The organism is Mycolicibacterium frederiksbergense, from assembly GCF_012223425.1.
GTDB lineage: Bacteria > Actinomycetota > Actinomycetes > Mycobacteriales > Mycobacteriaceae > Mycobacterium > Mycobacterium frederiksbergense.
Genome location: NZ_CP038799.1, coordinates 2,403,003 through 2,420,708, shown reverse-complemented (window position 1 = coordinate 2,420,708; position 17,706 = coordinate 2,403,003). Strand labels below are relative to the sequence as shown.

Sequence of the window (17,706 nt, the reverse complement as noted above, 5' to 3'; positions counted from 1 at the left end):
CCGCTGAACCCAACGTTGGCGCGCGCAGACAAGAGAACGGGTGTCCCGCCGACGGACGATCTTTCCATGCGACAACTGACCAGCCTCGACGCACAGTTCCTGGCGATGGAGAACGACCGGGTGCAGGGTCACGTCAGCGTGCTCGGGGTGTACGACGCGCACACTGCAGCTGGCGAACCCCTCGATGCAAAGTTCGTCGGCCGGATCATCGGTGAGCGCCTGCATCTGCTGCCCACCTTCCGTTGGCGGCTCGCGCAGGTGCCGTTCGACCTCGATTACCCGTACTGGGTTGACGACGGCACCTTCGATGTCGAGTACCACGTCCGCGAACTCGCCCTGCCGGCGCCGGGCACCGAGCGACAGCTGGCCGAACAGGTGGCGCACATCATCGGTCGGCAACTCGACCGGTCGCGGCCGCTATGGGAGGTCCATGTCATCCACGGCCTGGCGGGCGGCGGCGTCGCGGTGCTGACGAAGATGCACCACGCGGCGGTCGACGGGGTGTCCGGCGCCGAGGTGATGAGCATCCTGCTCGACGACACCACCGGGCGCGAGTCCGAGCCGGCGCCTGCGATCACGGCCGAGTCCTTCCCCTCCGAAGTACAGATGCTGGGCCGCGGATTGGTCGGGCTCGTGAGCCAGCCGTTGCGGGTGCTGCGGGCCGGGCCCACGGCGCTGCCACATCTCGACGATGTCCCCACCGTCCGCCACCTTCCCGGCGTGAAAACCATTGCCCGCAGCAGCAGGCTGATCAAGCGGGCCCTCATGGCCGGCGGCAACCGGGCGGCGTTGCGCGGCAGCGATATCACCGCACCCAGAACCCGATTTCAGGCGCGGGTCTCACCGCATCGCCGCGTCGCCTTCGGGTCGATGTCACTGGCCGAGGTCAAGACGATCAAGAACACCTTCGGCTGCACCGTCAACGATGTCGTGCTGGCGGTCTGCACCGCCGGGTTGCGCAGCTGGCTCAACAAGCAGGGTGAGTTGCCGGCCGAACCGCTCGCCAGTTTCATACCGATGTCGGTGCGCACGCCGGAACAGCGGGGCACGTTCGGCAATCGCGTCTCGGTGATGCTCACCCGACTGCCGACCGATATCGCTGACCCCATCGCACGGCTGCGCAAACTCAACGACGAAATGGGTGCCGTCAAGGAGCGCCACCGCGCGCTGCCGGCATCGTTGCTGCAGGACGCCAACCACTTCATTCCACCCGCCTTGTTCGCACAGGCGGCGCGGGCCACCTCCCGGCTCGCCGGTATGCGCGGGCTGAATCAGCCCGCCAACGTCATGATCTCGAACGTCCCGGGCCCCTCGACACCGCTGTATCTCGGCGGAGCACGGCAACGCGCTCAGTTCCCGGTGTCCGGGGTGCTCGACGGGATCGGCATCAACATCACCGTGATGAGCTACCAGGATCAGCTCGAACTCGGCATCGTCGTCGACCGCGAACTCGCCGACGATCCGTGGGAGATCCTCGACGCCTTGCGGGCCGGACTGGACGAACTGTGTGATGCCGCGCGCGCAACGACACCCGAGCGAAAGGACAACTGATGCTCAGCAACAGCATGGACGATCACCCCCTCACACTCACCAGGATCGTTGAGCGCGCCGAGCGGTTCCACGCCGATGTAGAGGTGGTGTCGCGGCGCCCGTCGGGTGCTGTCGAGCGCACCACGCTCGGTGAATGCGCCGCCCGCGCCAGAAATCTCGCGACCGCACTGGATGCGCTCGGAGTGCGTCAGGGCGATCCGGTCGCGACCTTGTTGTGGAACCAGCGCGAGCATCTGGAGTTGTACTTCGCCGTACCCGCCATGGGCTCTGTCATCCACACGCTCAACCCACGGCTATTTCCCGATGAGCTTGCGTTCATCGTGGACGACGCCGCCGACGGCGTGATAATCGTCGACGAGTCGCTACTGCAGGTCTTCGAAAGCTTCCGGGCCGGAATCGATTTCAGACATATCATCGTGGTCACCCACGACGCGCCGGCGCCCGCCGGCACGCTGGACTATGAGTCGCTGATCACCGATGCCGCGCCGATGATGTGGCCCGAACTCGACGAACGAGACGCGGCGGCGATGTGTTACACATCCGGCACGACGGGCCGACCCAAGGGCGTGGTCTACTCCCACCGGGCGCTGGTGTTGCACTCGCTGGTCGCGGCGCTGCCCGACCAACTAGCCGTATCCGCCGGGGACACAGTGCTTCCCGTCGTGCCGATGTTCCACGCCAACGCGTGGGGCCTGCCCTACGCGGCGGCGCTGGCGGGGGCACGCCTGGTGTTACCCGGACCGCGCCTGGACCCGGAAAGCGTGCTCAACCTGTGTGCCGACGAACGGGTCACCATGACGGCGGGCGTGCCGACCGTGTGGATGGGCATGCTCACCGCGCTGGACGCCGAACCGGACAGGTGGGATCTGTCGGAACTGAACCGTCTGATCGTGGGGGGCGCCGCCGTGCCACGGTCGATGTTCGAAGGGTTCGACCGCCACGGATTGACCGTCGTCCAGGCCTGGGGGATGACCGAGACCGCACCCCTCGGCGCGGTGTGCCGTCTGCCGGTGCGACTGTACGAAGGCGAACGCGACGAGCAGTACGGTTTCCGCGTCCGGCAGGGCGTCGCCACCCCGTTCTTCGACATCCGGGCCCGCGACGACAACGGCGAACTCATCGCCTGGGACGACGCCGCCATGGGTGAACTTGAGGTGCGCGGCCCGTGGGTCGCCGGCAGTTACCACGGAGGCCGGGGCACCGAGAATTTCACCGTCGACGGCTGGTTCCGGACTGGCGATGTGGTGCGGATCGATCCGCACGGATGCATCCGGATCTGCGACCGCTCAAAGGATCTGGTGAAGTCCGGTGGCGAATGGATCTCCTCGGTCGACCTGGAGAACCAACTCATGGCGCACCCCGCCGTGGCCCAGGCCGCGGTGATCGCGGTGCCCGACGAGCGGTGGGGCGAACGCCCCTTGGCCGTGGTGTCGCTGTGCGACGGCGCCGACGCGTCGGCCGACGAGCTTCGCGAGCACCTCGCCCAGGAGTTCGCCAGATGGCAGTTACCGGACCGCTTCGAGTTCGTGCAGGCGATTCCCTGCACGGCCACCGGCAAGTTCAAGAAATCCGAGTTGCGCACCCAGTTCACAACAGCCTGAAAGGAACCGAAGATGAGTCGCTACGACATCACCCAGACCAACCGAGCCGTGGAGCGGTTGATCGAGACGACGGAGAATCCGCGGCATCTGTACCTGCTGCACGCCTACAACCGGCACCGGTACCTGGAGATGGCCGGTCGCTACGAGGAGATCTTCGCGCCGGACATGACGGTGGACAGGCCCGTCTACCATTTCAACATGCTCGGCAAGAGCGTCACCGTGGAAGGCACCGAGGCGGTCAAGGCGCTCTATCGCGGATGGAAGGGCACCAATCAGTGCATCTTCTACTCCGACGACGAGAAGCTCGCGGTCAGTGACGACATGATCGTCTCGACGTCATTCATCTACCAGCAGACGCCGGGCAGCGTCCTGGCCGCCGAAGGGGTGCCGGTGGACCCCGCAGCCAGCTATCTGGTGAAGACCGCCGAGCATATGATCTGGCCCTACGACAACGGTCGGTTGGTCGGGGAGGACGTGTGGGAGTATGACGAAACCGCACGCGAGATCATCCCGTTGGATCCGGCCGAGGTCTTGACCGTCGATCGGTCAGCACAGTTGCTGGGCCCGCTGATCAAGCCGCTCCCGGAACATAATCCGTTCTTCGAGTGAGTCGTAAGCCGGCCGAGCATCGCGACGCTCAGTCGTACTTCACGTGCACCCGGTGGATCCGTCCCTCGAAGGGGAACGGTGCCCGCTCGCGGTAATCCAGTGCGACCGGTGACCCCAGGCATGTCCCGATGTCCAGGCAGTCGTTGGCGGTGAACAGCAGCGGTGCGCTCACCGGCACCTGGCCGGACGCCACCGTCGCGCCGTCGACCGTCACCGTGATGTCCAGCGGTCCACCTGGCCGCAACTCGGCGTACGCGGTCTGCACCACGATCGTGTGCCGCCCCGCGGGCACCTGCGTCGCGGATCGGATCTTCGTGCGCATCAGGATGAACAGGTTGTACTCGTAGCAGAGGTAGCCATCGTCCAGGTAGCAGGTCAGCCCGCCCGCGGCGGCGCCCAGCGCGTACAGCACACCGCTGCCGGCCGCCGGTAAGTCGACATCGATGGTCACGGTGTTGTTCTTGTTGCCCAGCGCCGGCGCGCAGAATTCCGGCATCCGCACCATGTCCCCGGCGAACGTCCATTCGCGATAGGGCGGGGCGATGCGCAGTTCGGGGTGATAGACCGGCACCCACAGTCCCCCGCCGATCGGCAACACCGCGTTGCGGGCGGCCTCGATGGCGAACAGCTCGCGGAGCTGGGCCACCTTCTCCGGCTGGGCCGCGGCCAGGTCATGGGCCTGCGACCAGTCCTCATCGAGGTTGTACAGCTCCCAGCGGTCCTGATCGGGGGTCCAGGTGGCGATGCCCTCGGGTGCGCCCGGCACCCAGGGCAACCGCGGCCCGCGGGCACAGGCCAACCAGCCGTCGTCGTAGATGGCCCGGCTGCCCATGATCTCGAAGTACTGGGTCTTCTTGCCGCCGGGCGCGGACCGATCGGCAAGGGTGCGCGCGAAACTCGCCCCGGCGAGCGGCATCTGCTGCTCCCCCGCCACCGTGCGCGGCGGTTCGATGCCCAGCACCTCGTAGATGGTCGGCACCACATCGGTGCAGTGCAGGAACACGTCCCGCGGGGTCGGGTCGGCGCTGATCTTTGCCGGCCAGCGCACCGCCATCGGGTTGCGCGTGCCGCCCAGGTGTGAGGCCAGCAGCTTCATGCCCTTGTACGGTGTGCTGCCCGCCCACGCCCAGCCGGCGTGGTACTGGTTGTCCACCAGCGGCGAGCCGAGCACGTCGAGCCCGCCGAGCGCGTCGAGGGCATCGATGTGCTGGCGCACCGTGGTAGGAATTCCGTTCTGCGCCAGCAGTTCTGCGATGGTGCCGTTCTGTCCTTCGCCGGAGGATCCGTTGTCACCCCAGATGTAGAAGAACAAGGTGTTGTCGCCGTAGCCGAGGTCGTCCAGTTCGTCGGCGATCCGGCCGACCTGGACGTCGACATGCTCGGCGTACCCGGCGGCGACCTCCATCAGGCGGCGCTGAAAGGGCTTCTCGTCCTCGGGGATGTCGTCCCAGCCCGGCAGCGTCTCATCGCGTTCGGTCAGTTCGCAGTCCTGCGGGATCCAGCCCTTGTCCTTGGCGCGCGCGAAGACCCGCTCCCGGTAGGCATCCCAGCCATCGTCGAACTTTCCGGCGTACTTGTCCGCCCACTCCTTCATGATGTGGTGGGGCCCGTGCAGGCAGCCGCTGGCCCAGTACATGAGGAACGGTTTGTCGGCATTGAACGCCCGGTGCCTGCGTAGCCAGCCGATGGCGTCATCGGCGAGGTCCTCGGACAGGTGGTAGCCCTCTTCCGGGGTCTTCGGCGGGGAGACGACGGTGGTGTTGCGGACCAGATGCGGCTCGTACTGGGATGCCTCGCCGGCAAGGAATCCGTAGAAGTACTCGAAACCCAGTCCGGTGGGCCAGTTCTCGAACGGCCCCGCGGCGGTGGTCTCCTCGGCGGGGGTGTTGTGCCACTTGCCGAACGCCGAGGTGGCGTAGCCGTACTGTTTGAGCACCTCGGCGACGGTGGCGGCCGAGCGCGGGATCTTGCCGGAATAGCCGTCCCAGTCGTTGGCGAGTTCGGCGATCTGCCCGTTGCCGATCTCATGGTGGTTGCGGCCGGTCAACAGGGAAGCGCGGGTGGGCGAGCACATGGCCGTGGTGTGAAACCGGTTGTAGGACACACCTTCTGCACAGAACCGATCCAGTGTCGCGGTGTTCACCTCGCCGCCCAGCCCCGAGGGCAGGCCGGGGCCGGCATCGTCGATCAACACGATCACGATGTTCGGCGAATCCTTGTGCAGGCGACGCGGCACCTGCCGGGTGGCGTAACTCGACTCGCCAAGGGTTCGACCGGCCACGCTGGCCGACGGCACCGGCGGGAACGGCAGCACGCCACCGTCGGGAAGGGTCGGAGCCACCACGGAATCTGTCATGCCGGTCCTCTCAGCGCGCGCAATTTCCCATAAGTGATACACCGCGGCCGACGATCGGGCGGCCCGAACGGCCGCTCAGGGCCGGGGTGTCACCTCGACACTCGGGGGCAGCGTCGACGGCTCCGGGCGCATCGAGCGCCGCACGATGGAGAACGTCACCGCCCCGACGGCCAGCACACCCAGCCCGGCCGCGACGAGCACGATCGGGCGCGGGCGACGCTTGGAGCGCCGCGCCTCCTGGAAGGCCTGCGGCAGGTTGGAGATGACCTCCTGGGCCGCGGCGAGCTCGGTCGCCACCACCTCCTGGGCGGTCTCCAGGTCTTCGCGGAGCTTGCCGCTGCGGTACTGATCGCGCAGCCAACCCACTGAGGACCCGACGGTGCCTGCGGTGATGCCGACCGCTCCCCTGGTGATGTCATACGGGCCGACGGTCGAGTACTTCAGGCCGCGGGCGAACCGCTCGCGGGGCGTCAACCGGGCGGTGGTCGTCTTCGCACTCATGAGCGCAAGCCTATTCGCGTGGGGCCGGGGGCGGTCGACGAACCGCGAATGGCAGACTGGATTCCGTGACGAGCCCCATTCAGACAGCGACCGCGACGCTGCACACCAACCGTGGCGACATCAAGATTGCCCTGTTCGGCAACCATGCCCCCAAGACGGTCTCTAACTTCACCGGCCTGTCCAACGGCACCAAGGACTACAGCACCGAGAACGCTTCCGGCAGCACGTCGGGCCCGTTCTACGACGGTGCGGTGTTCCACCGGGTCATCGACGGCTTCATGATCCAGGGCGGCGACCCGACCGGCACCGGCCGTGGCGGCCCGGGCTACCAGTTCGCCGACGAGTTCCACCCGGAACTGCAGTTCGACAAGCCCTACCTGCTGGCCATGGCCAACGCCGGACCGGGCACCAACGGTTCGCAGTTCTTCATCACCGTCGGCCCCACGCCGCACCTGAACCGCAAGCACACCATCTTCGGTGAGGTCGTCGATCCCGAATCGCAGAAGGTCGTCGACGCCATCGCCACCACGGCGGTCGATCGCAGTGACCGGCCCACCGAGGCCGTCGTGATCGAGTCCGTCACCATCTCCTGACGTAAACCCTGAAACGCACGTTCGCCGGTTGCCGGTGAGCGTGCGTTTTCTTTGGGCTTGGAGCGTCGTCTCCGGGTCAGACACGCACGCTCGCGGGTTCAGGGTGTGTAGCCGGCGTCGGTGAGGGTGTCGAGCACCTGTAACGGGTCGGTGCCCAGGTCCCACCGGGTGAACACATGGAGCCGATCATCGGCCGTGTCGATCTCCAACAGTCGCACCTTGCGTGCCAACCGGCGGAACTCGGTGATCCGGATCAGGGTGATGTCGGCCTTGGTCAGCACCCGGGTGCTCAGCCAGCCGCGTATCTCCAGGCCGGCGTCGGTGATTGCCAGTTTTGGACGTGCGCGCCACGAAGCTGTTGCAAACAGAATCAAACCCAGCGCGGCAACGCCCCCGAGGACACGTCCCGGCAGGTCTGTGACCACGGTCACAGCGACGGTGGCCATCACGAGTCCGATGACGCCGATCCAGACGATGCCGGCCGTCTTCGGAGCCCAACTAGTTTGCTGAATCACGTCAGTACACCGTCTCACCGGGGGCTTTGAAGTTATCCACAGGCGCTATCCCCAATGGGGATGAATCACAACGGTGTGATTGGGTTACGGGCAGGTTGCGGCTCGGGGAACGCATGGAAGCAATTTTGAATTCAAACCGGGACGCGCGGGCGTCAGCGCCACCGCATGGTGAGCAACAGTCCGGTGATCATGAAAGCAAAGGCGATCGCGTAGTTCCACGGGCCGAGATCGGCCATCCAGCCCAGCCAGGTCGGCGCGTCCAAACCGGTGGCACCCAGCTGGAAGACCAACAGCCACAGCAGGCCCAGCAACATCAGGCCCACGAACAGCACCACGAACCACACGCTCGACGGGCCGGCCTTGACCTTGACCGGGGTCCGGCTCACCGGGTTGATGGTGAAGTCGTTCTTCTTACGGACTTTGGACTTGGGCATGGTTAACCTTTGAAGACGATGGAGAACGGCCGGGACTCGAACATGGATCAGAAACCTGAGCCTAACGCAGCCGCGCCCGCCGCCGGGAATTCCAACCGGCGACGCTCGCTCTGGCGATTCGGCGTTCCCGTCGTGTGCGTCTTCGCCGGACTCCTGCTGTCCACCACCCATGGCGTGTCCGGCGGCGACGAGATCCGCCGCAGTGACTCTCCGCGCCTGGTGGACTTGGTGCGTGAAGCCAGTGCCAGCGTGGATCGTCTCGCTGCGCGGCGCGACGACATGGTGAACGCCATCGATCACCGCCACGGCGGCTCCCCCGGTGCCGACGCCGCCCTGGCCGCCATCACCCGCCGCTCGGACACCCTCGCCGAGCAGGCCGGGCTGGATCCGCTGCGCGGGCCGGGCCTGGTGATCACCCTGAACGACGCCCAGCGCGACGCCGATGGCCGTTTTCCCATCGACGCCGCCCCCGACGACCTGGTGGTGCATCAGCAAGACATCCAGGCGGTGCTCAACGCGCTGTGGAGTGCCGGTGCCGAGGGCGTGCAGATGCAGGATCAACGCATCGTCGCGACGTCGGCGCCGCTGTGCGTCGGGAACACCCTGCTGCTCAACGGGCGCACCTACAGCCCGCCGTATGTCATCACCGCCGTCGGCGACGTGCCGGCCATGCAGACCGCGCTGGCGGAGGCCCCACTGGTGACCTTGTACAAGCAGTACGTGCTGCGGTTCGAACTCGGGTATTCCGAGGAGGTCCGCGAGCAGGTGGAGCTGGTGGGTCACACCGCGCCGGTGCGGATGCGCTACGCCAAGCCGGTCGGTCCACTCGGATATTGACGTGCGCAGGCCAGTAGCCTGATCGCATGCAGGTTCTGGTCGTCGACAACTACGACAGCTTCGTGTTCAACCTGGTCCAGTACCTGGGCCAGCTCGGCGTGAACGCGCAGGTGTGGCGCAACGATGACGACCGGCTGTCGGACCCGGATGCCATCGCCGCGGAGTTCGACGGCATCCTGCTCTCCCCCGGCCCCGGTACCCCGGAGCGCGCCGGCGCGTCGATCGCGCTGGTGCGGGCCTGCGCCAAGACGCGGACCCCGTTGCTCGGCGTGTGCCTCGGCCACCAGGCCATCGGGGTCGCCTTCGGCGGCACCGTGGACCGCGCCCCGGAACTGCTGCACGGTAAGACGAGCATCGTGCATCACACCGATGCTGGTGTGCTGCAAGGACTTCCGGAGCCCTTCACGGCGACCAGGTACCACTCGCTGACCATTCTGCCGGACACCCTGCCCGATGTGCTGGAAGCCACCGGCCGCACCGACAGCGGCGTCATCATGGCGGTCCGGCACACCGAGTTGCCGATCCACGGCGTGCAGTTCCACCCCGAATCGATCCTCACCGAGGGCGGTCACCGGATGCTGGCCAACTGGCTCGGCTACTGCGGGGCGGCACCCGATGAGGGTCTGGTCCGCACGCTGGAGACCGAAGTGGCCGACACCGTACGCGCGGCCACCGCCCGGACCTGAGTCCCGACGCAATGTCACGCTGACAGCGGCGCCACGCAGATATATCCACGGCGGCGCTGTCAGGGTGACATTGCGAGGCTGCTAGGACGCGAAACTGATCGTGATCGAGTCCCGGTAGCCCACCCCGGCGCCCGGGGCCGGACTCTGGGTCACCACCGCGTTGGTGCGCTGGCCACTGTTGTCGACGTTGGGGCCCTTGATGAGCACGCCGGTCCACCCCAGTGCGCGCAGATTCGGCTCGGCGTCCACCCAGAACTGCCCGGACAGGTTGGGCATCACGAACTGGTTGCCGCGCGAGACCTGCATCTGCACGACGGCGTCCTTGGGGGCGGGCTGACCGGCGGGCGGATTCAGGCCCACCACCTGACCCGCCGGTGCGGTGTCATCCACCTCCACGGGCACCGTATTCGGGAAGCCGGAGGCCTCCAGGATCTGCCGGCAGGTGTCGACGGACTGTCCCACGCAATCGGGAACCACCACGCTGCCGGGACCGGTACCGACGATGACGGTGATGACGTTGGTGATCGCCGAGGTGGCGTTGGCGGGCGGGTTGGTGCCCAGCACCTTGCCCTTGAGCTCGGGGGTCGACTCCGATTCCGACGGCTGGACTCGGCCGAATCCGGCATCGAGCAGCTCTTGGGTGGCGTCGGCCAGCGAGGTCCCGCGGACATCGGGCACCGCGCGCTGTTCCGGGCCGGTGGAGACATTGATGGTGATGTCCTCGCCGGCGGCGACCGCGGTGTCGGCGGCCGGGTCGGTGCTGATGACATGGTCGGGCGCCACCGTGGAGTTCGTCTGCAGCGAGGTGCGGGTCTTGAATCCGCGGTTCTGCAGCGCGGCGATGGCATCCGCGGAAACCTGGCCGGTCACATCGGGGACCTGCACATCGCGGGGACTGTTGCCGAACGCGTTGATCGCGACGGTCACCACGACGGTCAGCACGGCCAGCACCGCGACGGCGATGAGCCAGCGTCCGATCGAACCGTTGCCCGAGGATTGGGCGTAGCCGGTGGCCGGGATGTGCTCGGTGGGCAGCGCGCGGGCATGCGGACCGGTGCTGGTCAAAATGTTGGTGCGCTCGGCGTCGGTGAAGATCTTTGGCGCCTCGGGCGCCTCGCCGCTGTGCACCCGGATCAGGTCGGTGCGCATCTCGGCGGCGCTCTGGTACCGGTTCTCCGGGTTCTTCGACAGTGCCTTGAGTACCACGGCGTCCAGGCCGGGGGACAGGCCGGCGTGCCGGGTCGACGGCGGCACCGGGTCCTCGCGGACATGCTGGTAGGCCACCGCGACGGGGGAGTCACCGACGAAAGGTGGTTCGCCGGTGAGGATTTCGTAGAGGACGCAGCCCAGCGAGTACACGTCGGAGCGGGCGTCGACGGACTCGCCGCGGGCCTGCTCGGGGGACAGGTACTGCGCGGTGCCGATGACGGCCGCGGTCTGGGTCACGCTGTTGCCGCTGTCGGCCAGTGCACGGGCGATCCCGAAATCCATCACCTTCACCGCGCCGGCCTTGCTGATCATGATGTTGGCCGGCTTGACGTCGCGGTGGATGATGCCGTGCTGGTGGCTGAAGTTCAGCGCCTGGCAGGCGTCGGCGATGATCTCGATGGCCCGCTTGGGCTCCATCGGGCCCTCGGTGTGCACGATGTCGCGCAGCGTCACACCGTCCACGTACTCCATCACGATGTAGGGCAGCGGCCCGTTGGGGGTGTCGGCCTCGCCGGTGTCGTAGACGGCGACGATGGCCGGGTGATTCAGTGCCGCGGCGTTCTGTGCCTCGCGCCGGAAGCGGAGATAGAAGCTCGGATCACGGGCCAGATCGGCACGCAACACCTTGACCGCGACGTCACGGTGGAGCCGGACGTCGCGGGCGATGTGGACCTCCGACATCCCGCCGAAGCCGAGGATCTCGCCGAGCTCGTAGCGGTCCGACAGGTGCTGGGGGGTGGTCATGGCGTCTCACTCGGGGGTGGCTCGGGCGGGACGCCGATCACGGTGGTGCTGGTGGACGTTTCCTGCTGGACAGGACGGTCGCGTTTGTCCTGCGCGTTGACCACGATCAGCACGGCGATGATGATCGCCAGCGCACCCAGCACCCCGGCGGCCCACAGCAGGGCGCGCTGTCCGGGTGAGAAAGTCCGGCGCGGGGCCGGCGGCCGGTGGTTCCCGGTGGCCGCCCGCGGGCGCGACGCCGTCGGCGGCGGCCGGTACTCGGCGGCCGCCGCGGCGCGGGCCTGGGTGACCGAGGGGATGGCCGCCGGGGCGGCCCGACCGATCGTCGGAGCGGAGTTCGGCCGCGGTGGCCGGCGGCCGGCGCGGACCGCGGCGACGGCGTCGGAGAACGGGCCCCCCGACCGATACCGGTGGTTGGGCTCCTTGGCCAGCGTGATCTCGATGAGCTCACGCACGTTGGGCGGCAGATCCGGCGGCAGCGGTGGCGGGGTTTCCTTGATGTGCTTCATCGCCACGGTCAGGGCGCCGTCGCCGGTGAACGGACGCTTGCCCGACACGGATTCGTAGCCGACGACGCCGAGCGAGTAGACGTCGGAGGCGGCGGTGGCGTCGCGGCCGAGGGCCTGTTCGGGCGCGATGTACTGCGCGGTGCCCATCACCATGCCGGTCTGGGTGACCGGCGCGGCGTCCACGGCCTTGGCGATACCGAAGTCGGTGAGCTTCACCTGGCCGGTCGGGGTGATCAGGATGTTTCCGGGTTTGACGTCGCGGTGCACCAGGCCGGCGGTGTGCGCGACCTGCAGCGCGCGGCCGGTCTGCTCCAGCATGTCCAACGCATGGCGCAGCGACAGCCGTCCAGTGCGCTTGATGACGGAGTTCAGCGGTTCGCCGTTGACCAGTTCCATCACCAGGTAGGCGGTGCGGCCCTCACCGGCTTCGATCTCGGTCTCGCCGTAGTCATAGACGCTGGCGATGCCGGGGTGATTGAGCATGGCGACGGTGCGCGCCTCGGCACGGAACCGCTCCACGAACTCGGAGTCCTCGGAGAACTCGGCCTTGAGAACCTTGATCGCGACCTGGCGGCCGAGGCGGGTGTCGAGTCCTTCCCACACCTGTCCCATACCGCCGGTGGCGATGAGTCGCTGCAGCCGGTAGCGGCCCGACAGCGTCACTCCCACCCGGGCCGTCATGATGCCTCCCGGAGTGCGGCGGCGATGGTGGCCCGCCCGATCGGGGCGGCCACTGCGCCGCCGGTGGCGGACAATCGGTCTCCGCCATTCTCCACGAGTACCGCGATGGCGACCTTCGGGGCTTGCGCCGGCGCGAACGCGATGTACCAGGCGTGGGGAGGGGTGTTGCGGGGATCCGTGCCGTGCTCGGCGGTGCCCGTTTTGGATGCGATCTGCACGCCGGCGATGGCTCCCTTCTGCTGCGTCACCTGCTCGGCGCCGACCATCAGATCGGTAAGTGTAGCTGCGACCTGCGGTGACACCGCGCGTCGCTGCTCGGTGGGGGCGGTGGTGGCGATATTGGACAGGTCCGGTCCCTTGAGGGTATCGACCAGATACGGCGTCATGGTGACGCCGTCGTTGGCGATGGTCGCCGCCACCATGGCGTTCTGCAGCGGGGTCACCGCGACATCGCGCTGCCCGATGCTGGACATGCCGAGCGCCGCACCGTCGCTGATCGGGCCCACGGTGGACTCGGCGACCTGCAGCGGGATGGGCGCCGGCGGCGAATCCAGTCCGAACGCCGCAGCGGTGGACTTCAGTTTGTCGGCGCCGGTATCGAGCCCGAGTTCGACGAAGGCGGTGTTGCAGGACCGGGCGAAGGCCTCGCGCAGCGATGCGGTCGGGCCGCCGCCGCAGGCCGAGCCGCCGTAGTTCTCCAGCGTCGCGGTGCTGTCGGGCAGCGGGATGCGTGCCGCCGAGGTCAGCTGGGTGTCCGGGGTGCTGCCGGATTGCAGCGCGGCGGCGGTGGTGATGACCTTGAAGGTGGAGCCCGGTGGGTAGGTCTCGGCGATCGCGCGGTTGACCAGCGGCGCATTCGGGTCGTCGCGCAGCTGGTCCCAGGTGGCGGTCTGTACGGCGCCGTCGTGGCTGGCCAGCTTGTTCGGGTCATAGGACGGCGAGGACACCATCGCCAGGATCTTGCCGGTGGCGGGCTCGAGCGCCACCACGGCGCCCTTGCAGGGTCCGTCGCAGCCCTCGGCCATCGCGTCCCAGGCGGCTTCTTGCACGTCTGGCCGCACCGTGGTGTCGACGGTGCCGCCGCGCGGGTCCCGGCCGGTGAAGAAATCAGCCAACCGCTTACCGAAGAGCCGCTCGTCGGAGCCGTTGAGCACGGGGTCCTCGGCCCGCTCGAGGCCGCTGCTGGAGTAGCCCAGCGAGTAGAACCCGGTGACCGGGGCGTAGGTCTGTGGGTTGGGATAGACGCGCAGGAAACGGAACCGGCCGTCGGTGGACACCGAGTAGGCCAGCAGTTGGCCACCGGCGGTGATCTGGCCACGCTGACGCGAATACTCGTCGAGCAGCACCCGCTGGTTGCGTGGGTCGGCGCGGTACCCGTCGGCGGTGAACACCTGGGTGAGGGTGGCGTTGGCCAGCAGCAGCACCACGAGTGCCATGAAGACGACCGAGAGCCGGCGCAGTGAGTCGTTCATACGCGGCCGATCACTTCGGTGGAGGCCGCGGCGATCGGCGCCGGGTTGGGTGCCCGGGCGGTGTCGATCGGTCGGCGCGCCGCGTGCGAGATGCGCACCAGGATGGCCAGCAGCACGTAGTTGGCCAGCAGCGACGAGCCGCCATAGGACATCCACGGCGTGGTGAGCCCGGTGAGCGGGATCAGCTTGGTGACTCCGCCGACGACGATGAACAGCTGGATGGCCAGCGTGGAGGCCAACCCGGCTGCCAGCAGCTTGCCGAAGCTGTCCCGGACCGCGAGCGCGGTGCGCAGGCCCCGGATGATCAGGATCGTGTAGAGCATGAGAACGCCTGCGAGACCGACCAATCCGAGTTCCTCGCCGATTGCGGCGATGATGAAGTCGGTGGAGGCCGCGGGCACGGTGCCGGGTTGGCCGTTGCCGAGGCCGGTGCCGAAAATGCCACCGGTGGCGAAGCTGAACAGCGATTGCACCATCTGGTAGCCGGCGCCGTCGGGATCGGCGAACGGGTCCAGCCAGTTCTGCACCCGTACCCGGACATGCCCGAACAGCTGATAGGCCACCACGCTGCCCGCGGCGAACAGGGCCAGCCCGATGACCACCCAGGACAGCCGGTCGGTGGCCACGTACAGCAGCACCAAAAACGACCCGTAGAGCAGAAGTGAAGTGCCCAAATCCTTTTCGAACACCATCACACCGACCGAGGCGATCCAGGCCACCAGCAGCGGAGCCAGATCACGCGGGCGCGGCAGGTCCACACCGAGGACGTGCTTGCCGGCATTGGTGAACAGTTCGCGCTTGGACACCAGCACCGCGGCGAAGAAGATCAGCAACAGGATCTTGGAGAACTCGGCGGGCTGGATGGAGAAGCCCTCGAACCGGATCCAGATCTTGGCGCCGTTCTGCTCGGAGAACCGGGCCGGCAGCAGAGCCGGAATGACAAGCAGCACAAAGCCGATCAGCCCGCAGGTGTAGCCGTAGCGGGCCAGCATGCGATGGTCGCGCAGCAGCGCCAGCACGGCGCAGAAGGCCGCCACGCCGACCAGAGTCCACAGCATCTGCTGGTCGGCGTTGCCGCCGACGTTGTCCAGGCTCAGCTCGCGCTGGGCGAGGTCCAGGCGGTGGATCATGACCAGCCCCAAGCCGTTGAGCAGTGCCACCACCGGCAGCAGCAGCGGATCGGCATAGGGGGCGTAGCGGCGGATCGCCAGGTGGGCGGCCCCGAACAGCGCGAGGTAGCCCAGGGTGTACTGGGCGAGGTCCCAGTCCAGGCCCTGTTCCTGGTTGGCCTCCACGATGAGCAACGCCACGGTGGTGATCACCGCGGCGAAAATCAGCAGCGCCAGTTCGGAATTGCGGCGATTGGGCAGGGGAGGGGTGACCGAGACCGGTGACTGTGGCTGGGTCGACGAGGTCATGACGCCGTCCGGCAGTTGGTGCCCGGCTCCGGCGGTGGTGGGGGCAGAGCCGTGACGGTGGGGGATGGGCTGGGCCGCGGTGGCGGCGCGGTGGCGGTGGTCGGGCTCACCGGCGCGGGCGTGGCGGGCGCAGGCGCAGCCGATGTCGCGGGCGGCGGGGTGGCCGGGCGCGGTGTGCCTGAGGTGGGCGGCGGTGCCGTGGTGGGGGCCGGCGGCCGGGTGGGGCTCGGGGTGGTGGTGGTCGGGGTCCGGGTCGGCAGCGCGCAGATGGGCAGCAGCGACGTCCGGGACAGTTCGTTGATCTGGCGGATCGCGTCATCGAGCGAGCCGGAGGGCAGGCCGGCGGCGACCTGGGCGCGCTCGGACTCGCGGATGTCCTCAAGGCGCAGCACCTGGCAGTCCAGCGGCTCCTTGGACTGGTTGAAGCTGATCAGTGACAACTCGTTTCGCGCATTCAGGCAGCCGACCAGAAAGGGCTCCTGCAGGGAAAGACCCAGAAACGAGGTCTGCACACCGCGCATGATCGCGACGGTGTCGTCCTGCTCGCTGACGTAATAGTTGTTGCGAATGATCTCGCGGGCGATGGTCAGCCCCGCCACCACCACCAGTAGGACCACCACTGCGGCGATCAGCATCCGGCGTTTGGAGCGGGGCGGTCGTTGCTCCTCGGGTTGTGTGACAACCCTTTTGGGTTGGTTGCGTTTCGGGTTGAACGCCGACGCGCGGCCCGCGGCGGTATTGGGCGGGATGGTGTCGTCATCCACACCGGAGACGGCTCCGGCCAGGATCGGCTGAGTCTGGCCGTAGTCGTAGTCCACGACGTCGGCGACCACCACGGTGACGTTGTCGGGGCCACCGCCGCGCAGCGCGAGCTCGATCAACCGGTCGGCGGCGTCGACGACATCGGGGATCTGCAGTGCCTCGGCGATGGTGTCGTGGCTGACCGGGTCGGACAGCCCGTCCGAACAGAGCAGGTAGCGATCGCCGACCTTGGCCTCGCGCATGATCAGCGCCGGTTCCACCTCGTGACCGGTCAGCGCTTTCATGATCAGCGAGCGCTGCGGATGGCTGTGCGCCTCCTCGGCGGTGATGCGACCCTCGTCGACCAGGGTTTGGACGAAGGTGTCGTCCTTGGTGATCTGGGTCAGTTCACCGTCGCGCATGAGGTAGCCGCGGGAGTCGCCGATGTGCACCAGCCCGAGCCGGCCACCGGCGAACAGGATGGCGGTCAGCGTGGTGCCCATGCCCTCGAGCTCGGGGTCGGCCTCCACGTGGGCGGCGATGGCCGAGTTGCCCTCGTGTACCGCCACATTGAGCTTGTTGAGCAGGTCCCCGCCGGGCTCGTCGTCATCGAGATGGGCGAGCGCGGCGATCACCAGCTGGGAGGCCACCTCACCGGCGGCGTGCCCGCCCATGCCGTCGGCCAGAGCCAGCAACCGGGCACCGGCGTACACCGAGTCCTCGTTGTTGGCGCGCACCAGACCGCGGTCGCTGCGTGCTGCATATCTGAGCACCAGTGTCACGGGCGCAACTCGATCACTGTCTTGCCGATTCGTACCGGCGTTCCCATCGGAACCCTTACCGCCGTAGTCACCTTCGCCCTGTCAAGGTATGTGCCGTTGGTCGATCCTAGGTCCTCCACATACCATTCCGACCCCCGAGGTGACAGCCTGGCGTGCCGTGTCGACGCGTAATCGTCGGTGAGCACCAGGGTGGAGTCATCGGCACGCCCCATCAGCACCGGCTGGCTGCCCAACGTGATGCGGGTACCGGCCAGCGCGCCCTCGGTGACCACCAGATGCCGGGCGATGTGCCGGCGTTCGCCCTTGGGCAGCAGCGAGCCGCGAAGCGCCAGTCCGCGGCGCACCATGACGGCACCGGTGGGGGCATAGATATCGGTGCGCAGGATGCGCAGCACCGACCAGATGAACAGCCACAGCAGCAGCAGAAATCCGACGCGCGTCAGCTGCAGTACTAGCCCCTGCATCCG

16 protein-coding genes are annotated in these 17,706 nt (G+C 67.7%); 6 read left to right on the top strand and 10 right to left on the bottom strand.

All coding sequences use genetic code 11. From position 1 onward, the window contains the following. Positions 1–66: 66 nt before the first annotated feature. The 3 genes from EXE63_RS14575 to EXE63_RS14565 are packed head-to-tail and all read left to right on the top strand — an operon-like array spanning position 67 to position 3,761. The gene (locus tag EXE63_RS14575) at positions 67–1,551 is read left to right on the top strand and encodes a WS/DGAT/MGAT family O-acyltransferase (RefSeq protein WP_168142516.1); all 1,485 of its coding nucleotides are present in this window, start codon (positions 67–69) and stop codon (positions 1,549–1,551) included. Next, the gene (locus EXE63_RS14570; RefSeq protein WP_168142515.1) at positions 1,551–3,152 is read left to right on the top strand and encodes a long-chain fatty acid--CoA ligase; all 1,602 of its coding nucleotides are present in this window, start codon (positions 1,551–1,553) and stop codon (positions 3,150–3,152) included. Before EXE63_RS14575 ends, EXE63_RS14570 begins: the two co-directional genes overlap by 1 nt. 12 nt (positions 3,153–3,164) lie before the next feature. Beyond that, positions 3,165–3,761 carry a hypothetical protein gene (locus EXE63_RS14565; protein WP_168142514.1) on the top strand — a complete coding sequence of 199 codons (597 nt, stop codon included), beginning with the start codon at positions 3,165–3,167 and terminating at the stop codon, positions 3,759–3,761. Positions 3,762–3,789: 28 nt separating this feature from the next. Here the strand turns inward: EXE63_RS14565 and EXE63_RS14560 are convergent, their stop codons facing one another. Both EXE63_RS14560 and cwsA read right to left on the bottom strand, forming a co-directional pair. Then, positions 3,790–6,117, bottom strand: a complete 2,328-nt coding sequence (locus EXE63_RS14560) for an arylsulfatase (RefSeq protein ID WP_168142513.1) — start codon at positions 6,115–6,117, stop codon at positions 3,790–3,792. Between the two features lie 75 nt (positions 6,118–6,192). Further along, positions 6,193–6,618, bottom strand: a complete 426-nt coding sequence (gene cwsA, locus EXE63_RS14555; RefSeq protein ID WP_168142512.1) for a cell wall synthesis protein CwsA — start codon at positions 6,616–6,618, stop codon at positions 6,193–6,195. A gap of 56 nt (positions 6,619–6,674) precedes the next feature. On the opposite strand from cwsA, the gene EXE63_RS14550 reads away from it, so the two are divergent. Continuing rightward, positions 6,675–7,211, top strand: a complete 537-nt coding sequence (locus EXE63_RS14550) for a peptidylprolyl isomerase (protein ID WP_199196130.1) — start codon at positions 6,675–6,677, stop codon at positions 7,209–7,211. A 98-nt stretch (positions 7,212–7,309) separates the two neighbouring features. On the opposite strand, the gene EXE63_RS14545 is transcribed toward EXE63_RS14550, so the two are convergent. Continuing rightward, positions 7,310–7,723, bottom strand: a complete 414-nt coding sequence (locus EXE63_RS14545; protein ID WP_168145590.1) for a PH domain-containing protein — start codon at positions 7,721–7,723, stop codon at positions 7,310–7,312. Between the two features lie 155 nt (positions 7,724–7,878). Further along, entirely contained in the window at positions 7,879–8,160 is a 282-nt protein-coding gene (gene crgA / locus EXE63_RS14540; RefSeq protein ID WP_105362613.1) for a cell division protein CrgA, read from the bottom strand. A 42-nt stretch (positions 8,161–8,202) separates the two neighbouring features. Between crgA and EXE63_RS14535 the strand changes: the two genes are divergently transcribed. Together EXE63_RS14535 and EXE63_RS14530 are read left to right on the top strand one after the other, a co-directional pair. After that, on the top strand, positions 8,203–8,997 hold the full coding sequence (locus EXE63_RS14535) for a DUF881 domain-containing protein (RefSeq protein WP_168142511.1): 795 nt from the start codon (positions 8,203–8,205) through the stop codon (positions 8,995–8,997). A gap of 26 nt (positions 8,998–9,023) precedes the next feature. Continuing rightward, complete coding sequence (locus EXE63_RS14530; RefSeq protein WP_168142510.1) at positions 9,024–9,683, top strand: aminodeoxychorismate/anthranilate synthase component II; 660 nt, start codon at positions 9,024–9,026, stop codon at positions 9,681–9,683. 81 nt (positions 9,684–9,764) lie between these two features. Here EXE63_RS14530 and pknB read toward each other — a convergent pair whose 3' ends face one another. Genes pknB through EXE63_RS14500 form a run of 6 tightly spaced genes read right to left on the bottom strand, consistent with a single transcriptional unit; the run spans position 9,765 to position 17,703 of the window. Continuing rightward, a complete protein-coding gene (gene pknB, locus EXE63_RS14525; protein WP_168142509.1) occupies positions 9,765–11,636 on the bottom strand; it encodes a Stk1 family PASTA domain-containing Ser/Thr kinase in 1,872 nt (623 codons plus the stop codon). Next, complete coding sequence (locus tag EXE63_RS14520) at positions 11,633–12,826, bottom strand: protein kinase domain-containing protein (protein ID WP_168142508.1); 1,194 nt, start codon at positions 12,824–12,826, stop codon at positions 11,633–11,635. Before EXE63_RS14520 ends, pknB begins: the two co-directional genes overlap by 4 nt. Beyond that, the gene (pbpA, locus tag EXE63_RS14515; protein ID WP_168142507.1) at positions 12,823–14,298 is read right to left on the bottom strand and encodes a D,D-transpeptidase PbpA; all 1,476 of its coding nucleotides are present in this window, start codon (positions 14,296–14,298) and stop codon (positions 12,823–12,825) included. The genes EXE63_RS14520 and pbpA overlap by 4 nt, the downstream gene beginning before the upstream one ends. Further along, positions 14,295–15,716 carry a peptidoglycan glycosyltransferase RodA gene (locus tag EXE63_RS14510; protein ID WP_168142506.1) on the bottom strand — a complete coding sequence of 474 codons (1,422 nt, stop codon included), beginning with the start codon at positions 15,714–15,716 and terminating at the stop codon, positions 14,295–14,297. The genes pbpA and EXE63_RS14510 overlap by 4 nt, the downstream gene beginning before the upstream one ends. Continuing rightward, the gene (locus EXE63_RS14505; RefSeq protein ID WP_168142505.1) at positions 15,713–17,239 is read right to left on the bottom strand and encodes a PP2C family protein-serine/threonine phosphatase; all 1,527 of its coding nucleotides are present in this window, start codon (positions 17,237–17,239) and stop codon (positions 15,713–15,715) included. The genes EXE63_RS14510 and EXE63_RS14505 overlap by 4 nt, the downstream gene beginning before the upstream one ends. Next, complete coding sequence (locus EXE63_RS14500) at positions 17,236–17,703, bottom strand: FHA domain-containing protein FhaB/FipA (protein ID WP_067990749.1); 468 nt, start codon at positions 17,701–17,703, stop codon at positions 17,236–17,238. Before EXE63_RS14500 ends, EXE63_RS14505 begins: the two co-directional genes overlap by 4 nt. Positions 17,704–17,706 lie beyond the last annotated feature (3 nt).